This window comes from Robiginitalea sediminis, from assembly GCF_002198115.1.
Lineage (GTDB): Bacteria > Bacteroidota > Bacteroidia > Flavobacteriales > Flavobacteriaceae > Robiginitalea > Robiginitalea sediminis.
In genome coordinates, this window is the sequence record NZ_NGNR01000001.1 from 290,652 (window position 1) to 309,437 (window position 18,786).

Below are 18,786 nucleotides of genomic sequence, written 5' to 3' on the forward strand. Positions count from 1 at the left end.
CTTCCGGGGGTTTTTTGTTTCAGGGTTTAGGGTTTAGCGGGCCTCGGCCAGCATGCCCTCCATATTGTAGCAATCCCTGTATTCGCCAAGTAGGGCGAGCCCTTGCTCCGGGGTCAGGTCGTTGCGGATTTCCACCTCCTGCCCGTTGGGCATATACACGATATAGAAGCCTTCCTCCATTCGTGAAAGCGGGATAATTTCCCCATTAGGACGGATGGCGTTCCAGGATTTTTCATCGGGCCGGTAGAACATTTCCAGCTTATTGCCCTTCTTGGGACCATCCACAACCACAATGGCCATGCGGTTTTTGGTGGCGGTAAGCTCGTAGGTATTCCCCTCGTGTTCCACCATCTGGGTTTCCGATTCCCCGTCGCGCATGGCTATGGGGTTGGAGCCGGACCAGAATTCGATCACGTTGAATATCAACGTGTCGCCCAGGAAGAACAGCCCGTATACGGGAATAATGTTCAGCCCCCAGAAGACGAGGTTATTTACAAATTTGCTGTCGGATACGGTTTGGTTCCAGTCTTTCAGGTTATTAAAAGCCCGGAAGGATCCCAGGCAGCTGCTGAAGGTGAGCGCCCCCGCCATAACAAGGGCCATAAATGATTTTTTCATTGGAAACGGATTTTAGTGTTACTGTCCTGAATGTACACATTATCCGCAACCTTTTCAACACCTGAAAAAAGAAAGCCCCCCATCCGGTAGTCCGGGTGGGGGGCTTTCAGGTGTGTAATCCGAAAGTTCTTACGCTTCGAAAGGCTCTATGGAGACAAAGGACTTGCCACCGCTTTTCTTGTCGAAGCGGACAATCCCATCCACTTTAGCGTGGAGGGTGTGGTCTTTCCCCACATATACGTTTTCTCCGGCATTGTGCTTGGTACCGCGCTGGCGAACAATGATGTTCCCGGCTACGGCTTTCTGGCCACCGAAAATCTTAACGCCAAGGCGTTTAGATTCCGATTCCCTTCCGTTCTTGGAGCTACCAACCCCTTTTTTGTGTGCCATGATTTAATCGTTTTGACGGGAACCCAGTTCCCGGTTACACCATTTATTTTCCTCCGAGGGCTTCGATGAGTTCGGCTTTCTTCATGGAAGAGTAGCCGGTGATGCCCTTATCCTTTGCCATGTCCTTAAGCTCGGCCACGGTTTTGCTGCTCAGGTCTTCAGCGGCTTTGGGCTTGGCTGCCGGGGCAGCCGCCTCTTGCTTCTTCGGAGCAGCCTTCTCGGCCTTGGCTGGTTTGGATTCGGTTTTAGCAGGGGCGGCCTTCTTGGCGCCTTTGGCCACAATCCCCTCAATCACCAACTGGGTGAGCGGTTGCCGGTGTCCGTTCTTTACACGGTATCCCTTCCTGCGTTTCTTTTTAAAGACGATAACCTTATCGCCCTTCAGGTGCTTCACCACTTTCGCTTCAACGGCGGCACCGTCTATAGCCGGGGCGCCAACGGTTACCGCATCGCCGTCTCCAATGAGGAGTACCTGGTCAAAAGTCACCTTTTGGCCTTCCTCCGATTTGAGGCGGTTGACGAAAACCTTCTGGTCTTTCGCAACTTTGAATTGCTGCCCTGCTATCTCTACAATTGCATACATAGCCTTGGTTCTTAAAATCGTTTTTGAACTGCCCCCCGTCTGGCTCAATATTCCAGTAGCCGGAAAGGCGGGTGCAAATATAAACCTTAATTCTCAATTGGCAAGGCCGTTGCAGGATATTTTAGGCCTTTTTACGGGGGCTGGCCGATGGCTTCAAAAGCTGCATAAAAGCGAGGGTCAGCACCAGGGTAGTTGCAAGCCCCATAATGGCTACTGTCAGGAAGACGATCCCTTCGAAATTCTGGAAATCCTCGAAGAATACGGTGGAAAGTGCAGGAAGGAATTCCGCATTGATCTCTGTACTGTAAAGGGCAAAGAAGACCGTGAAAACCGCTGTTGCCACCCCTCCGGTGACCATCCCGGCCATAAATCCGGACCCGTAGCCAAACCCGTTGCCCGTCTGCATCCTGAAGGCTTTGATGGCCTCATAAATACCGAAACCGGTGATAACACCATTAAACAGACTGTAGAAAACGTTGGTGTGCAGCCCGAATAGGGACAGTAACAGGAAATAGGCAATAAGGCTGCCGCTGGTGGCAACCCCGTACCTTATGGGAAGGGCATAGGTTTTCATGAGTGGGATTTATGGGATTCCCTATAATTTAAGGATTTACAGGGAATTATTTTTAAAGATTTGTTAAAGGGCCGGAGGCGGCCGGCGGATTGTGGAAATGACCTTATTTTAGGGAGCGCATAACACCCCTTTAAGGGGAATTCAACAGAAACACAAAACATTAACCATGAAAAAGTATTCCATTTTCGGATTGATGCTGGCTGCATCTGCCCTGGTTTCGGCCCAGGAAGTTGCCTACCAGGAGTACGACCTGGAGAACGGCCTGCACGTGATCCTGCACCAGGACAATTCGGCCCCTGTGGTGGTGACCTCGGTCATGTACCATGTAGGGGGCAAGGACCGTACGGAAGGGCGAACCGGTTTCGCCCACCTCTTCGAACACCTGCTCTTTGAGGGCACCCAAAACATCGAAAAAGGGAAATGGTTCGAAATTGTCTCCTCCCATGGGGGGCAGAATAACGCCAACACCTCCCAGGACCGCACGTATTACTACGAGGTGTTTCCGTCCAACCACCTGGAACTGGGGTTGTGGATGGAGTCCGAGCGCATGCTCCACCCGGTCATCAACCAGGAAGGGGTAGATACCCAGCAGGAAGTGGTCAAGGAGGAAAAGCGACTGCGCTACGACAACTCTCCGTACGGCCAGATCCTGCCCGTCCTCGGGAAGAACCTCTTCAAGGTGCACCCCTACAAGGATCCGAATATCGGGTATATGGAAGACCTGGATGCTGCCACGCTCGAAGACGTGATCGCCTATAACCAGAAGTATTACGTCCCCAACAATGCCGTTTTGGTGGTAGCCGGGGATATCGACGCGGAAAAAACCAAAAAAATGGTAGCCGATTATTTCGGCAGCATTCCCCGGGGTGCAGACATTGTCCGGGAATTCCCCACGGAAGAACCCATCACCGAGGAGGTGCGTAGCAAGGCCTACGACAAGAATATCCAGATCCCTGCCTCCATTGTGGCCTACCGGACACCGGGGTTCCGCGAGCGGGATGCCTACGTCCTGGACATGATTTCCTCCTACCTCAGCGACGGGCGCAGCTCAAAGCTCTACAAGAAGATGGTAGACGACCAGAAACAAGCCCTCCAGGTGGGGGCCTTTAATATCGGCCAGGAAGATTACGGGATGTACATTGTCTTTGCCCTTCCGGTGGGCAGTACGCCCCTGGACACTTTGGTTTCCGAAATGGAGGAGGAAATAGCCCTGGTGCGTAGCGAACTCATTACGGAACGCGACTATACCAAGTTGCAGAACAAGTTCGAAAACCGCTTTGTGAACTCCAATTCCAGCATCCAGGGCATTGCCAATTCCCTGGCCCGGAATTATATGCTGTATGGGGATACAGAACTTATCAATAAGGAAATTGAGATCTACCGCTCCATCACCCGCGAGGAAATCCGCGAGGTGGCCGAAAAGTACCTGAAACCGAACCAGCGGGTGGTCATCGATTACCTCCCCGAAGAAGCTCAAGACAACTAAGATGAAGAAATCCGTTATACTCACACTACTGATTGGCCTGATCGCTTTTGGGATGCAGGCACAGATAGACCGCTCCCAGATGCCGCAACCGGCACCGGCCCCGGAGATTAACCTGGAAGAAGCCCAGCGGTTTGAACTCAAAAACGGCCTCACGGTCCTGGTGGTGGAAAACCACAAACTGCCCCGGGTATCCATACAGCTGACCATAGACAACCCTCCTATTCTGGAAGGGGATAAAGCCGGCGTGTCTTCCCTGACCGGAAGCCTGCTTGGGAAAGGCTCCAAGAGCATCTCCATGGATGACTTCAACGAAGAAGTGGATTTCCTGGGCGCCAGTATAAACTTTGGCTCCCAAAGCGCCTTTGCACAATCGCTTAGCAAGTATTTTCCCCGAATCCTGGAACTGATGGCAGATGCCGCCATCAACCCTAATTTCACCCAGGAGGAATTCGACAAGGAAAAGGAAAAGCTCCTTACGGCCCTCAAAACAGAGGAAAAGGACGTTTCCTCCATTGCAGGCAGGGCACAACGGGCCCTGGCCTATGGGAAAACTCACCCGTTCGGGGAGTTTACCACCGAAGAGACCGTAAAGAACGTATCCCTTTTAGATGTAGAGGAATTCTACCGGAACTATTTTGTACCCGCCAATGCCTATCTGGTGGTCATTGGGGATGTTACCTTCGGACAGGTGGAGGAGTTGGCTAACGAATACTTTACTCCATGGACCAAGGCTTCTCCCCCTTCCCTCTCCTACGAGGATCCTGCCGATGCCCAGTATACCCAGGTCGGTTTCGTGGATATGCCCAATGCGGTACAGAGTGAAATTGCCGTCCAAAACCTGGTGGATCTGCAGATGAACGACCCCGACTACCTGGCGGCCCTGGTGGCGAACCGGATCCTGGGCGGGGGCGCAGAAGCCCGGCTTTTCCTGAATCTCAGGGAAGATAAAGGCTATACCTACGGGTCCTATTCCCGGATTGGCAACGACAAATACGGACCCTCCCGCTTCAGTGCCACGGCCAGCGTGCGCAACATGGTGACAGACAGCGCGGTGGTGGAAATCCTGAAGGAAATAGACCGCATGCGCACCGAACCGGTTTCCGACAAGGAACTGGAAATTGCCAAGGCCAAGTACACCGGTAGTTTTGTTCTTGCTCTGGAACAACCTTCCACCGTGGCACGGTATGCCTTGAATATCGAAACCCAGGACCTTCCCTCGGATTATTACAAAACCTACCTGGAGCGCCTCAACGCCCTTACCAAGGAGGATATCCAGCAGGCAGCCCAGAAGTACTTCAGTACGGACAAGGCGCGGGTAGTGGTGGCCGGAAAAGGTAGCGAAGTCCTGGAAAACCTCGAGAAACTCAGCTTCAATGGGAAGGCTGTACCCATCAAGTACTACGATAAAATGGTGGAACCGGCTGAGAAACCGGATTACAACGCAGCTGTCCCCGAGGGCCTAACTGTTCAGGACGTCATTGGGAAGTATTTCCAGGCCATTGGAGGGACGGAACAAATCGGAAAGATCCAATCGCTGAAACTCGTCTATGAAGGCTCTGCCATGGGCACAACCATCAAGATCGAGGAACTGCGGACCGCAGACCGCTACGCCCAAACCACGTACATGAACGATGCCCCGATGATGGGGGTAGTGGCCAAGGGCGACGAGCTGTACATGAAGCAGGGCAACAATAAAATCCCGCTGCCCGAACAAATGCAGAAGGACATGCAACAGGTTATGGGTATTTTCCCGGAGCAGTCCGTGGCAGCAAACCCAGGGGCACGCCTAACCGGGACCGAGGAGGTAGACGGCAGGCCTGCCTACCGCATTGAGGTGCCCGGGGAAACCGTTCAGGCCACCTACTTTTTCGACGTGGAAACCGGGTTGAAGGTTAAGGAAGCTTCCGTGATCAATATGAACGGACAAACCCAGAACCAGGAGGTCTATATCAAGGAGTACCAGGAGGTGGACGGCATTAAGTTCCCGTCCTTAAAGACCCAGTCTATGGGCCCGCAGCAAATTGAAAGCAAACTCCTGGAGGCAGTGGTCAACTACCAGGTTCAGGAATCGGATTTTGACTGATTTGCCATAGCATTTTCAGGGAAGGCACTCCTTTTGGGGTGCCTTTTTTGTTTGTTGACCAGGTATATTCCGCCCAGGATAAGTCCTGCAGCGCCCAGCTGCCCCACGGAAAACCGTTCCCCGTCCAGGACCCCCCAGAGGATACCTACTACCGGGATCAGGTAGGTAACCGATACCGAAAATACAGGGGTTGATATCTGGATAAGCCGGTTGAACATGACCTTGGCCACACAGGTTCCAAAAAGGCAGAGCACAAAAACATACCCCAGGGCCGGAACAAAGGTCGGGGCCTGGCGGACTCCCACCGAAAGCGAACTGGAAACAATCAACATAACCAGGGCCACCGGGAGGATACACACAAAATTCCCGACGGCAATCCCCATGGGACTTACACCGGAGAGTTTGCTTTTGATGATATTGGCATTGCAGGCATACCCCAGGGAAGCCAGCACCACCAGCAGGGCATAGCTGTAATCCCTGCCCGGGTTTATGCCCGCCCCGAGCAGGATGAGCACCAGGGCGCCCGCAAGGCCCAGGCCCACCCCGGCAACCTGGTTCCTGGTAAAGGGTATCCCGAAGGCGAAATAGCCTACAAAAATCGTGAAGATGGGAACCAGGGAATTGAGGACAGCGGTAATACCGCTATCGATCTCGGTTTCTGCAAAGGCAAAGAGGTACATAGGCACCAGGCTTCCCACTACCCCGCTGAGGGCTACCCATTTCCACTGCCCCGGGCCAATGGTCCTTAGGGAGCGCCAACCGATACCCAAAAGCATCGCTGCTGCCATCGTGATCCGGATACTCCCCAGCTGTAGGGGCGTGAACCCCTCCAGCCCTTTTTTAATAAGGATATAAGAACTCCCCCAAATCAGGGAAAGAACCAGCAAATAAACCCACCTTCTGTTGCGTTCGCTCATGGTTTCTTTCGCGCAAAGTTGCTATTTTTGAGGGTATAATCATTCGTATTTCCCGATGAAATATCCCCATCTCCTCCGCAACCTGTTTTTAGCAACCCTTTTAGCATCTGGCATATCTTGCAAGGACAAGGCTACGGATGCACCGGATGCAGGGGAAACCCGCATGGAAACCGTAATCGCCATCCACGATGAGGTCATGCCCGAAATGAAGACCATCGGGCAGCTCGTGGGCCTGCTAAAACCGCTGGCAGACAGCACCGAAGCGGGCAAGCCCTACCAGGCGGCCATGGAAGACCTTCAGGCGTCTTACAAGAGCATGATGGACTGGATGCAAGGTTTCGGGGACCGATTCACCTACGAGGAAATCATGGAGGGCAAACCCCTTACTTCCCAGAAAAAAGAGTGGCTGGAAGAGGAAGAAATCAAGGTTAAGGCCATGCGGGACGAAGTAATGGGCAGCATAGAACGCGCCCGGGAATTACTGAAAAAACAAGCGCAGGATTAAAAGGGCAGGTTCCCCAGGTCTACATTTCCCCCGGAGACCAGAATCCCGGTTTGCAGCCCCGCAAAACGCTCCGGGGATTTCAGGACAGCTGCAAAGGCAACTGCGCTGGAGGGTTCAATCACGATTTTCATCCGTTCCCACACCAGCCGCATGGCGGCTACGATCTCCCCTTCTTCTACCCGGATAATCGTCCTGACGTGCTTTTGGATGACCGGGAAGGTATGACTGCCCAATACCGTACGCAGGCCGTCGGCAACCGTATACCCGCCTGTATTGCCTTCGATTTTTCCACTCTGCAGGGACCGGTAGGCATCGTCTACCGCAAAGGGCTCCCCCCCAACAGGCTCGCACCCGGGCGCCATAAAGGCCGTTGCCAGGGCCGTGCCCCCCAACAGGCCGCCGCCCCCCACCGGGGCTACCACGCAATCCAGGCCGGGGACCTCCTCCAGCAGCTCTGCACAAGCAGACCCCTGGCCCAGCATAACCATCGGGTCGTTCGAAGGGTGTATAAACAGGGCCCCGGTCTCCCGGGCAATTTGTTCCGCAGCCGCCTCCCGCGCTTCCAGGGTGGGGGCGCATTCGGTAATGATCCCTCCATAGGTGCGTACGCCCTCCCGCTTTACCGCAGGCGCATTGGTGGGCATCACAATATGGGCCGGGATACCCAGGGAATGGGCAGCCAGGGATAAGGCCTGTGCAAAGTTCCCGGAGGAATGCGTAACCACGGCCGGGACGTCCCCCTGGGCCTGTAACTGCAACAACGCATGGGTAGCCCCGCGTATCTTATAGGACCCTCCCCTCTGGAAATTCTCGCACTTAAAGGATAACCGCGCCCCGGAAAGCTGGTCGAGCAGGCGGGAACGCAGCACCGGGGTCCGGTGCACGTGGGGTGCGATCATCTCACGGCAGAGACGGAGTCCTTCAGGGGTAAGTGCGGGGTGAGCCATAGTAATGCGCTATTTCCAGCGGAGACTCTCCATAAGCCTCCGGATATCGTTTTGCAGATACACTGCCGCCGGCAGGATGGAATCGTAATTGGGCTTCGCATAAAAGTACAGCGAGCCGGTAACAAAATGGCGGGTGCTGTCTGTTACGTAAAACTGGCTTTGGGATGCGGCATCGCCCTTTACTTCGTAAAACATACCATATACCCCGTTATCGGGGTCCACATAGGGTTGCTCCAGGATGTTGTCTGCCTTAACCACGTGCTCATAAGATAGCTTCTGGGCATCCGAAAGGAGTTCCTTCAGGTTGCCTTCCACTGGTTTGTAGGTAATATAGATGGAGCCCTTCATGGGTTTGTAATCCAGGACCAGGTTGCATCCGGATTCTTCCGACTGTGCAGCCAGGCGGTTAAATTCGAAGGTGTACGGGCAATCTGCATCCAGCACCTTATAAGCGTGTACCGGATAGTCCAGGCGCAGCATGGCCTTGGGCTTCGGGACCGGGTCCTCCCCGCAGCTTCCCAGCAGAATGGCAGCCACAAGGGCTGTAAGCGTTGTTCTAATGCTCATGGGGCAATGCGATTTTTATCTGTTTCAGGCGCTTGCGGTCCAGGCTTTCCACCACAAATTCATACCCCTCAAAAGGGACGACTTCCCCCCGCCTGGGAAAGCTGCCCGCTACCTCCAGTACAAAACCCGCAATGGTTTCCGCCTCTCCCTTATGGGATTCGAAAACCGACTCATCGTGGATTCGGGCTACCCGGTAGAAATCCTTCAGGTTGGTCTTTCCCTCAAATACATAGGTATGGTCGTCCAGCTTGGAATACACCAGGTCCTCGTCGTCGAATTCATCGCTGATATCCCCTACGATCTCTTCGATAACGTCCTCCAGGGTCACGATCCCAGAAGTACCGCCAAACTCGTCTACCACAATGGCCAGGTGGTTTTTCTTGTTCTGGAATTCCAGCAGCAAATCGTCCAGCTTCTTGTTCTCCGGGACAAAAAAGGGCTCCCGGATCAGGGACGTCCAGTTAAAGACCTTCCGGTCCAGGTACGGCAGGAGGTCCTTTACATAGAGCACCCCCACGACCTTGTCTACATTTTCGCTGTAAACCGGGATGCGGGAGTAGCCGTTTTTCTTGATTTCCTCCAGGACTTCGGGGAATTTCAGATCCTCGGGAAGGGCAAAAATATCCATGCGCGGCCGCATGACCTGCTTGGTATCGGTGTTGCCGAACGAAACAATGCCCTCCAGTATTTTCTGTTCCTCCTTGGTGGTATCCCCCTCCGAAGTGAGCTCCAGGGCCTGCGAAAGGTGGTCTACGCTCAGGCTGGACTTCTGTTTCCCGAGGCGCCTGTAGAGCAGGAGGGTACCTGCCCGCATAGGCGCTGTAAGCGGTGTGAAAACTACATCGAGGGCTTTAAACGGGTAGGCCATCCGCCTCAGAAAAGGGATGCGGTTCCGGTTGGCATAGACCTTCGGTAGGATTTCCCCGAAAAGCAGGATCAGGAAGGTGGCAAGCACGATCTCCACCACAAAACGCAGGGAAAGGAAGCCAAAATAGACCTGGTCCACCCGGGCAAAGAGGGTTTCCCCCATGTCTGTAAACAACAGTACTATGCCAATGTTTATGGCATTGTTGGCCACCAGGATGGTTGCCAGGAGTTTCTTGGGTTTCTGGAGCAGGCGGTTGATAATGGCCCCGGGGGTGCCCCCGTTGTCGCGCAGGTCGTTGAGTTCCGTCTGGGACAGCCCGAAAAAAGCAACCTCAGACCCTGAAATGAGCGCAGATCCCAGGAGCAGCAGGACCAGGAAAAGGGTCTTGAGGGTCAGGATCCCATTCCAGGCGAGCAGGGGCAATACCAAAAAAAGGGGCTCCGGGTCCAAGCGCAGTCAGTTTGATTCCATCAGAACGGGAGGTCGTCTTCTTCCTCGGCCTCCACCCCCTGGGCGGGTTTATCCGAGTACTGGGGGTTTCCTGCAGCCGGAGGGTTTTGTCTCTGTTGTTGCATTTCGCCCCCCCGGGCATCGGCCTCCCCTTTGGGCGAGAGGAAGGTAAAGTCCGTAACCTGCACCTCGGTGGTATACCGGGTAGCGCCGTCCTCCCCTTGCCACTGGCGGGTCTTCAGGCGTCCTTCCACATAGATCAGGTCACCTTTTTTCAGGTATTTCTCACAGATTTCAGCGGCCTTGTTCCGCACCACAATGTTGTGCCATTCCGTATTGGTGACCTTCTCCCCGGTTTGCCGGTTGGTATAGGACTCATTGGTGGCAATGGGAAACCTCCCGATACAGTTGCCGCCTTCAAAATAATGGAGCTTCACCTCGTCTCCCAAATGCCCTATCAGCATCACCTTATTTAATGTACCGCTCATATCCGTTGTATTAAGGTCAAAAGTACGAATTTTTGACTGTTTCCATGAATTTGGATATCAACACCGGCACCGGGTAAGCCTCCCACTCATTATAGGGGATCCCGACGCTGCCCAGGTCCTCGAGCCCCACCATCCAGAAGGTGGTTATCAGGTGCTGGTGCGACAATTTGTGCACGATGGGCTCCGGGTTAAAGCAACGGATATCCATACGCCCCGGCGGCATGCCCAGGTGGGCTTCCAGACACTGGCGGATATCCTCCTCCCCCGGGTCTTCCTCAGACTCCAGCAGGGGAAACTGGTAGAGGCCCTGCCAGATACCCCGCCCGGTCCGCCGGTGCAAAAAGGTGGCGAGGTCCGGCCCCAACGGCACCAGGTAGTGCAGCCTCCTTTGGCGCGCTGCTTTGCCCTTCTGTTTGGCGGGCAACTGCAGGACCCGGCCCCCGGCCAGGGCCTTACAGGCTGAAGAGAAAGGACAGCGGTCACAATCCGGGGCCTTGGGCTGGCAATGCACGGCCCCGAATTCCATCAGGGCCTGGTTGAAATCGCCGGGCCGGTCACTGCGGATAAGGGCTGCTGCCAGTTCGCGGAACTCCCGCTGTCCGGCCGGGATATTGATATAGGTCTCCACCCCAAATACCCGGCTTAACACGCGGAATACGTTCCCGTCTACCACGGGCACCACCTCGTCAAAGCAGACAGAGGCGATGGCTGCAGCCGTATAGGGCCCTATACCTTTTAAGGTAAGGAGTGCTTTATAGGTATTGGGGAACCGGCCGCCGTGCACCCCGGCCACCTCCCGGGCGGTCTGGTGGAGGTTGCGCGCCCGGGAATAGTACCCCAGGCCCTGCCAGAGTTTCAGAACCTCCTCCTCAGAAGCAGCTGCCAGATCTTCTACCCTGGGGTAGGCGCTTAGGAAACGCAGAAAATATGGGGTGCCCTGGGCTACACGGGTCTGTTGGAGGATGATTTCGGAGAGCCAGACCACGTACGGGTCCCGGCTGCCCCTCCAGGGCAAATCGCGCTTGTGGGTGTCATACCATTGTAAGAGGATGGCGGAAAAATCCATGGGATTTCAATGGGCTTGCAAAACTAAGGCTTTTAAGCAGTTAAAAATCTCCGGGCAGCCAAAAGATTGAATAATATTTATATATTTGCAACCCTGAAAACCTACAGATAATAATAATACAATGACCAAAGCAGATATCGTATCGAAAATCTCAGAAAAACTGGGAATGGAAAAGGGAGATGTTCAAGCCACCGTGGAGAGTTTTATGGAGGAGGTAAAGGCATCCTTGGAGAATGGAGACAATGTCTATTTGCGTGGTTTTGGTAGCTTCATCATCAAAACCCGGGCCGAGAAAACCGGACGGAATATCTCTAAGAATACTACTATCAAGATACCTGCTCATAACATCCCTGCATTTAAACCCGCCAAAGTTTTTGTGGAAGGAGTTAAGAGTAACGTGCAGGTGAAATAATAACCGTTAATTACGAGCTATGCCGAGTGGTAAAAAACGAAAAAGACATAAGGTAGCAACGCACAAGCGCAAGAAGCGCAGAAGAGCGAACCGCCACAAGAAAAAGTAGTCTTCGCACTACTTTTTTTCCTTTTATACGTTCATTGACATAGGAATTCTCAAGTAGGATTTCGACGGGTTTACGATAGTAACCTGTACATATATTGTTTAATCCATTCATGCCCGCATGCCGGGTGTGAAGCAAAATCGAATCAGGTGAACAGAGAGTTAATCGTAAGATCCAACACCGATTCCGTCGATTTTGCCCTTCTTAAGGATGGAAAACTCATTGAGCTGCACCAAGACGAGAACGACCACAAATTCAATGTGGGAGATGTGCTTCTGGCCAAAATACGCAAGCCGGTTTCCGGCCTGAATGCGGCCTTCGTTGATGTGGGGTACGAGAAAGATGCTTTTTTGCATTACCACGACCTCGGCCCGCAACTGCAAAGCCTTCTCAAATTTCTCAAGAGAGCCCGTTCCGGCCGGATGCGGGACTATACGCTCAAGGACTTTCCCTTCGAAAAAGACATCGACAAGAACGGTAGCATCAAAGATGTTATCAAGCCGAACCAGGCCCTGTTGGTGCAAATCGTGAAAGAACCGATTTCCACCAAAGGCCCGCGCATCAGCTCTGAAATTTCCATAGCTGGGCGCTACCTCATCCTGGTCCCTTTCTCCGACCGGGTATCCGTGTCCCAGAAAATAGGGAGCAAAGAGGAAAAAAGCCGGCTCAAGCGATTGGTCCAAAGCATCAAGCCCAAAGGGTTTGGCGTGATCATTCGCACCGTTGCAGAAGGCAAAAAAGTTGCGGAACTCGACAAGGATCTGCAGAATCTGGTATCCAAATGGGTATCGATGTGCAAAAAATTGAACAGGGCGTCTACCCCTTCCAAGGTCCTGGTAGAACTCAACCGGGCATCTTCCATCATCCGCGATGTATTCAATGATACATTTACCGGCATACATGTGGACGATGAAACGCTCTACAACCAGATCAAGGACTATCTGCATGAAATTGCCCCGGAAAAGGAATCCATTGTAAAACTGTACAACTCTTCCGTCCCGATTTTTGAAAAATTCGGGATAGAGCGGCAGATCAAAACCTCTTTTGGCCGGACGGCCTCCATGAGCAAAGGCGCCTACCTGGTGATCGAACACACAGAGGCGCTGCACGTCATAGACGTGAACAGCGGGAACCGTTCCACCCGGGCCAAAAACCAGGAAGACACCGCCCTGGAAGTGAATTTGCTGGCAGCTTCGGAAATCGCACGCCAACTGCGTCTGAGAGACATGGGCGGCATCATTGTGATAGACTTCATCGACATGGTGCGGCCGGAGCACCGCAAAAAGTTGTTCAACCATCTCAGAAACGAGATGGAGGACGACCGGGCCAAGCACAAAATCCTTCCCCCGAGTAAATTCGGGCTCGTCCAGATCACCCGCCAGCGGGTTCGGCCGGAGGTCAATATCAAGACCACCGAAGAGAACCCCAGCGGCAGCGGACAGGAAGTAGAAGCCCCCATCGTGATGATTGAAAAGATCAACCACGAATTGGAGCAAATTGTCAAACGCAATGGAAAAATCAAGCACATAGTGCTGAATACCCATCCGTTTATTGCAGCATACCTGACCAAAGGGTTTCCCTCTATCCGATCCAAGTGGTTCCTAGAACACAAGAAATGGGTCAAAATACAACCGCGGGATGCGTACACGTATCTCGAATACCGGTTCCAGGACAAAGAAGGAAAAGACCTGGTCTCAGAATAAGAAACAGCCACCCCCAACCGGGTGGCTGTTTTTTTTTGCCCTGGTTCCGGCACGAATCCTGCCACATCCTTCTGCCTGAATTCTTTATTTTAGACCGTACAAATGCTTCTTGTTATGTATCCCCGCAATGCGTTCCTACTTCTAACCGCAATTCTCACCCTGGCCGGCTGCAGCCAACCCGGCACCACACAACCGGAAGGCATGGCCGCGACCCTGGCGGGTACCCCATTCCTGGAAGGGCGGCCCCAATACCTGGCCAGCCCTTTTGTTACCCCGGGCGACCGTGCCTATATGGTGGGCCACCAAGACGGCAGCTTCCCGGAACTGGGGTGGCACATTAAAGGGGAGATGGGGGGCATCTGGGCGCATCCCATAAAGCTGATGGATGGGTTTAGCGCCATGGTAGACTTTGGTGATACATCTGTTATTTTAAAGAATGCAACCCGTTTCGCGAATTATCCCATGGCCAATCGGCACGATTTTTCCCTGGATTCGCTAGGCCTTGAAGTCTCCCGATTACAGTTTGCCCCTGATGGGATGGAAGGGGTTGTAGTAGAATTTGAATTTCGGAATCAAAAGCAGAATCTACTAAAATTCGATTTTGATTTTATCGGACATTCCGACTTGAGGCCTACCTGGCTTGGAGAACGAACCGGGATGGCAGATGCAAAAGACCTGGCGCAATACGATTCCATAAACAAGGCATGGGTAGTAAAGGACAAGGACAACCCCTGGTGGGTAATGTTCGGTTCTGAGCGGGGCCCGTCCGATACAGGAGGATCAAAACCTTTTTACAGGGGCAATGGGACATCTTCAGAACTCATGTATCCTATAGAAATTGAACCGGGCGGAACAGAATTTCTTCGCTTTGTTATAGTCGGCTCATCCCATTCCGAAGAAGCGGCCAAAAATACCTATTCCGATTTGTTGGCAAATGCCGACACTTATCTGGCCGCTAAACGCGACCGGTACGCGGCCCTGGCGGAACGCTCCAAACTGACCATCCCGGATTCGGCCCTGCAGCAGACTTTTGAATGGCTCAAATACAATGCGGACTGGATGATCCAGACCGTACCGGGCATTGGGACGGGCATTACCGCCGGCATCCCTGATTACCCCTGGTGGTTTGGGGTGGACAGCGAATACGCGCTAAGGGGGTATATGGCCGTGGGGCAGGACGAGGTGGTCTACCAAACCATCCACCTGCTGGACAGCGTCTCCCGGGCCGTAAACGGGAACGGGCGCATCCTCCATGAGATGTCTACCAACGGGGCGGTCTTTAACCCCGGGAATATTAATGAGACCCCTCAGTTTGCCTCCCTCATCTGGCATGTGTACCGGTGGAATGGGGACAAGGAGTTCCTCAAAAAATACTACCCTACAATTCAAAAAGGCCTGGCGTGGCTGATGAAAACCAACGACGCCAACGCGAACGGTTTCCCGGATGGGTTTGGGATGATGGAAATCCACGGCCTGGACAGCGAGATGATCGATGTGGCCGCCTATACCCAGGCGGCTTTTATGCATGCCAGCCTCATAGCACGGGAACTTGGGGATACGCAGGCCTCGGAAGACTACCTGGCCAAGGCCATGGAACTGGCCCGCAAAATCAATGACGAATTCTGGTCGGAAGAATTTGGGTCCTATGCCGATTTTATGGGAACGGACCAGCAAGCGTTGCATCTAATCGAAGATGCGATTGTGCGGGCGGATACCCTCAACAAGCCCTGGGCAGTGGCCGAGCTGGAACAGACGCGCAAGGCCATCCTGGCCAACCCACAGGAGGGTCTCAGGCCCTTTGTGGTCCACCATAACTGGGTGGTGAACACCCCCATGGAAATGGGGATTGCGGATTCGGCCAAAGCCATCCGGGCCCTGGAAACCGCCCGAAAATACACCAATCCCTTCGGCATGTTTGTTACCGGGATAGACCGGGACGAAAGCGCGGGGACGGACGAAGGCTCTTTCCAGGGGAGCAAGGTCTTCTCCTATACCGGGGCGGTGATGACCCTCCCTACCGGGGTGCAGGCCGTGGCCGAAAACAACTACGGTCGGCCGGACATGGCCCTGGACTACTTGAAAAGAATGACCCGCAGTTTCAGCTATGCCCTGCCCGGGAGTATGTACGAAGTATCGCCGGATTACGGCATGATAGTCCAGGCGTGGAACCTCTACAGCTTTGCAGTCCCGATTGTGGAGCAGTTTTTCGGGATTTCTCCTATGGCCGCACGGAAGGAAATCCGCATTGCCCCCCAAATGCCCACCGCCTGGAATACAGCCAGCCTGGAACACGTGGGCATTGCAGGCAATTCCGTTTCGGTACACTATACCAAAAAAGCCAATGGGCGGATTCACCTTCGTGTGGAACAATCCAACCCGGGTTGGACCCTGATTTCGCCGGTACCGGCATCCGGGGCGGACCGTCTGGAAATTATAAGCGGACAACTGCAGGAAACCGGTCCGGGCACCTTTACGGTTACCTCCCAGGAAGGCATCCTCGAATTCGAATACCTCCCATGAACCGGTTTGGCTATAAGGCCTATACGGTAGAAGAGGCCACCCGCAAACTGGAACGCTACTGTGCCTACCAGGAACGCTGCCATAGCGAAGTGGTGGAACAATTGCGGCGGATGCGGATGATTCCCGAAGCCATTGACCAGATTGTAGTACACCTCATACAGCACGAATTCCTCAACGAAACGCGCTTTGCCCTGGCCTTCGTCAGGGGGAAATTCCGGCAGAAAGGCTGGGGACCCCTCCGCCTATCGGCTGAACTGCGCAACAAGGGGGTTTCCGAAAACCTGATTTCCCGGAGCCTGGACGCTATTTCAGAAGACGAGTACGCCCGCCGTTTCCAGGAGGTCGCAGCCCGGAAGGCCGACACCCTGAAAGAGGAGGACCGGGAAAAAGCCCGGCAGAAACTCTTTCATTACCTCTATTACCGGGGGTGGGAAAAAGACCGGATTTACGGGGCACTACGGGAACATTTCCCGGGTGGTTAGGCCTTGAGGTTGCGGTGGGTCCGCACAATGGCCTCCTCATTTTTCCAATCGATCCAGCGCTGACCGCGGATTCGGCGCATGAGGTTATCGTAGTGCCGCATGATAAAAATATTGTACAGCGCCTTGCTCAGGTGTCTGGGGTTACGCGCAAGGCCCCTGAGGCTCATGGAGAACCCCGGGGTTATATACCGCATATAGTGCCAGTACCCTTCCGGGATATAGAGGACCTCCCCATGGTTGAGCCGGGCGCGATAGCCGCTTACATGCCGAAGGGCGGGCCACTTTTCAAAGTCTGGGGCAGCAAAGTCTATAGACTCGTGGGTGATGAGTGAATGGGGGATCTTGTAGAGATACCGGTTCTCGGTCTGGGAAAACAGGATGCATTCCTTCTCCCCTTCGAAGTGGAAGTGAAAGATATTGGCCAGGTCTATATCGTAGTGCATGAAGGTGTAGGAATCTCTTCCCCCGAAAAAGAGCATGGGCAGGCTTTTCATAAGCCGCAACCCGAAGTCCGGGTATTCGAAATCCGCCTGCAACTCCGGTACTTCCTTGAGGATATTCCATAGGAAAATGCGGTAGCGGGTGGGTTCCTTCAGCAGGAGATCGATGTATTCGGACATGCGCATTTTCGCATGGGGCTCGTTAAACCCGTCGTTGTAGTCCACGGGCCGGTCGTCGTAGAGCGGGACGATCTTATCGCCGGCCACCTTCCGCATATACTCCAGGTTCCACTTGGAATAGGCCGGCCAATCCGCTATAGCCTCTTCGATAACCACGGGTTGCTGCTTCCGGAAGTAGGATTCCAGAAACGCCTCTTTGGAAATACGGGGGACCCTTGGAACATCTTGTAAATACACGGGGCAGGTGATTTTTAAGTCCGTTGCGTTTCGCTAAGCGCCGGGAAGCGGATTTCGCGTGGTGCGGCCTACTTCCCCCTGGCGCGTTCGTTGCGGGGGATCTTGTGTCCCGGGCGGCTCCAGCGCGGCTTCTCGCCCAGGGCTTCCCACTGGGAGGCCCCGGCTTCGACCGTTTCCGGCTGGGCCTTCTTGGCAAAGGGCTGCTGGGGGGTTAGCCCTAACTCGCGAAACATCTCCATATCCTCGTTTACATCCGGGTTGGGAGTGGTCAGGAGTTTGTCTCCGGCAAAGATACTATTGGCCCCGGCAAAGAAGCAGAGGGCCTGTCCTTCCCGCGTCATCCCGGTGCGGCCTGCCGAGAGGCGCACCTGGGTCTGGGGCATAACGATTCGGGTAGTGGCTACCATCCGGACCATTTCCCAGATGGAAACGGGCTCCATCTCTTCCATAGGGGTGCCCGGCACGGCTACCAGGGCATTGATGGGCACAGATTCCGGCTGCGGACTAAGGGTACTGAGCGCTACCAGCATCCCGGCCCGGTCTTCTGCGGCCTCTCCCATCCCGATAATCCCACCGCTGCAGACCGTCACATTGGTCTTCCGGACATTGCCGATGGTTTCCAACCGGTCCTGGTAGGCCCGTGTGGAAATCACGTCCTTGTAGTAATCCTCAGATGTGTCCAGGTTGTGATTATAGGCATAAAGGCCGGCCTCGGCCAGTCTGCGGGCCTGGTTTTCGGTCAGCATGCCCAGGGTGCAGCAGACTTCCATGTCCAGTTTGTTAATGGTCCGCACCATCTCGAGCACCTGGTCAAACTCCGGGCCGTCCTTCACATTCCGCCATGCAGCGCCCATGCATACGCGGGAGCTGCCGGAGGCCTTGGCGCGCAATGCCTGGGCCTTTACCTGGGAAACACTCATCAGGTCGTTGCCTTCTATATCGGTGTGGTACCGGGCCGCCTGAGGGCAGTAGCCGCAATCTTCAGGGCAGCCTCCCGTCTTGATAGACAACAGGGTAGATACCTGTACCGTGTTCGGGTCGTGATACTTCCGGTGAACGGAGGCCGCCCGGTAGAGCAGCTCCATGATCGGAAGGTTGTACACGTCCAGGATTTCCTCCCGGGTCCAGTCATTACGGATATCACTCATAGATTCGTTCTTTGAT

General features: G+C 54.1%; 18 protein-coding genes and 1 pseudogene. 7 read left to right on the forward strand and 12 right to left on the reverse strand.

The window, feature by feature from the left end; genetic code table 11:
- Window positions 1-33: 33 nt before the first annotated feature.
- The 4 genes from CA832_RS01325 to CA832_RS01340 all read right to left on the reverse strand — a co-directional run bounded on the left by CA832_RS01325 (window position 34) and on the right by CA832_RS01340 (window position 2,165).
- Window positions 34-618 (reverse strand): DUF3332 domain-containing protein, encoded by a 585-nt coding sequence (locus CA832_RS01325; RefSeq protein WP_088339758.1) that lies wholly within the window; start codon window positions 616-618, stop codon window positions 34-36.
- A gap of 129 nt (window positions 619-747) precedes the next feature.
- A complete protein-coding gene (gene rpmA / locus CA832_RS01330) occupies window positions 748-1,008 on the reverse strand; it encodes a 50S ribosomal protein L27 (protein WP_088339759.1) in 261 nt (86 codons plus the stop codon).
- Window positions 1,009-1,051: 43 nt separating this feature from the next.
- A complete protein-coding gene (gene rplU, locus CA832_RS01335; protein WP_088339760.1) occupies window positions 1,052-1,591 on the reverse strand; it encodes a 50S ribosomal protein L21 in 540 nt (179 codons plus the stop codon).
- 121 nt (window positions 1,592-1,712) lie between these two features.
- Window positions 1,713-2,165 carry a DUF4199 domain-containing protein gene (locus CA832_RS01340; RefSeq protein WP_088339761.1) on the reverse strand — a complete coding sequence of 151 codons (453 nt, stop codon included), beginning with the start codon at window positions 2,163-2,165 and terminating at the stop codon, window positions 1,713-1,715.
- Between the two features lie 166 nt (window positions 2,166-2,331).
- Between CA832_RS01340 and CA832_RS01345 the strand changes: the two genes are divergently transcribed.
- On the forward strand, window positions 2,332-3,651 hold the full coding sequence (locus tag CA832_RS01345; RefSeq protein WP_088339762.1) for a M16 family metallopeptidase: 1,320 nt from the start codon (window positions 2,332-2,334) through the stop codon (window positions 3,649-3,651).
- Window position 3,652: 1 nt separating this feature from the next.
- Window positions 3,653-5,734: a M16 family metallopeptidase gene (locus tag CA832_RS01350; RefSeq protein ID WP_088339763.1), complete on the forward strand. Its 2,082-nt coding sequence runs from the start codon at window positions 3,653-3,655 to the stop codon at window positions 5,732-5,734.
- Here CA832_RS01350 and CA832_RS01355 read toward each other — a convergent pair.
- The gene (locus tag CA832_RS01355; RefSeq protein WP_088339764.1) at window positions 5,713-6,651 is read right to left on the reverse strand and encodes a DMT family transporter; all 939 of its coding nucleotides are present in this window, start codon (window positions 6,649-6,651) and stop codon (window positions 5,713-5,715) included. The genes CA832_RS01350 and CA832_RS01355 overlap by 22 nt on opposite strands.
- Window positions 6,652-6,814: 163 nt before the next feature.
- Here CA832_RS01355 and CA832_RS01360 point away from each other — a divergent pair, with 163 nt between their 5' ends.
- A complete protein-coding gene (locus CA832_RS01360; RefSeq protein WP_233131691.1) occupies window positions 6,815-7,156 on the forward strand; it encodes a hypothetical protein in 342 nt (113 codons plus the stop codon).
- On the opposite strand, the gene CA832_RS01365 is transcribed toward CA832_RS01360, so the two are convergent.
- From CA832_RS01365 to mutY, 5 genes are read right to left on the reverse strand one after another with little or no spacing between them, the layout of a single operon-like run.
- Window positions 7,153-8,103 carry a pyridoxal-phosphate dependent enzyme gene (locus CA832_RS01365; protein WP_088339766.1) on the reverse strand — a complete coding sequence of 317 codons (951 nt, stop codon included), beginning with the start codon at window positions 8,101-8,103 and terminating at the stop codon, window positions 7,153-7,155. The two genes, CA832_RS01360 and CA832_RS01365, sit on opposite strands and share 4 nt — an antisense overlap.
- A 9-nt stretch (window positions 8,104-8,112) precedes the next feature.
- Window positions 8,113-8,670 (reverse strand): gliding motility lipoprotein GldD, encoded by a 558-nt coding sequence (gene gldD, locus CA832_RS01370; RefSeq protein WP_088339767.1) that lies wholly within the window; start codon window positions 8,668-8,670, stop codon window positions 8,113-8,115.
- A complete protein-coding gene (locus tag CA832_RS01375) occupies window positions 8,660-9,988 on the reverse strand; it encodes a gliding motility-associated protein GldE (RefSeq protein WP_088339768.1) in 1,329 nt (442 codons plus the stop codon). The genes gldD and CA832_RS01375 overlap by 11 nt, the downstream gene beginning before the upstream one ends.
- A 20-nt stretch (window positions 9,989-10,008) precedes the next feature.
- On the reverse strand, window positions 10,009-10,476 hold the full coding sequence (locus CA832_RS01380) for a single-stranded DNA-binding protein (protein ID WP_088339769.1): 468 nt from the start codon (window positions 10,474-10,476) through the stop codon (window positions 10,009-10,011).
- Window positions 10,477-10,492: 16 nt separating this feature from the next.
- A complete protein-coding gene (gene mutY, locus CA832_RS01385) occupies window positions 10,493-11,542 on the reverse strand; it encodes an A/G-specific adenine glycosylase (RefSeq protein WP_088339770.1) in 1,050 nt (349 codons plus the stop codon).
- A 118-nt stretch (window positions 11,543-11,660) separates the two neighbouring features.
- Here mutY and CA832_RS01390 point away from each other — a divergent pair.
- The 4 genes and pseudogenes from CA832_RS01390 to CA832_RS01405 all read left to right on the forward strand — a co-directional run.
- A pseudogene (locus tag CA832_RS01390) lies at window positions 11,661-11,954 on the forward strand (HU family DNA-binding protein); the annotation flags it as partial.
- 255 nt (window positions 11,955-12,209) lie between these two features.
- Window positions 12,210-13,763, forward strand: a complete 1,554-nt coding sequence (locus CA832_RS01395; protein ID WP_088339772.1) for an Rne/Rng family ribonuclease — start codon at window positions 12,210-12,212, stop codon at window positions 13,761-13,763.
- 114 nt (window positions 13,764-13,877) lie between these two features.
- A complete protein-coding gene (locus CA832_RS01400) occupies window positions 13,878-16,283 on the forward strand; it encodes an alpha-L-rhamnosidase-related protein (RefSeq protein ID WP_088339773.1) in 2,406 nt (801 codons plus the stop codon).
- Complete coding sequence (locus CA832_RS01405; protein WP_088339774.1) at window positions 16,280-16,765, forward strand: regulatory protein RecX; 486 nt, start codon at window positions 16,280-16,282, stop codon at window positions 16,763-16,765. The genes CA832_RS01400 and CA832_RS01405 overlap by 4 nt, the downstream gene beginning before the upstream one ends.
- On the opposite strand, the gene CA832_RS01410 is transcribed toward CA832_RS01405, so the two are convergent.
- Together CA832_RS01410 and bioB are read right to left on the reverse strand one after the other, a co-directional pair.
- The gene (locus CA832_RS01410; protein WP_088339775.1) at window positions 16,762-17,622 is read right to left on the reverse strand and encodes a cupin-like domain-containing protein; all 861 of its coding nucleotides are present in this window, start codon (window positions 17,620-17,622) and stop codon (window positions 16,762-16,764) included. The two genes, CA832_RS01405 and CA832_RS01410, sit on opposite strands and share 4 nt — an antisense overlap.
- A gap of 68 nt (window positions 17,623-17,690) precedes the next feature.
- Window positions 17,691-18,770 (reverse strand): biotin synthase BioB, encoded by a 1,080-nt coding sequence (gene bioB, locus CA832_RS01415; RefSeq protein ID WP_088339776.1) that lies wholly within the window; start codon window positions 18,768-18,770, stop codon window positions 17,691-17,693.
- Window positions 18,771-18,786 lie beyond the last annotated feature (16 nt).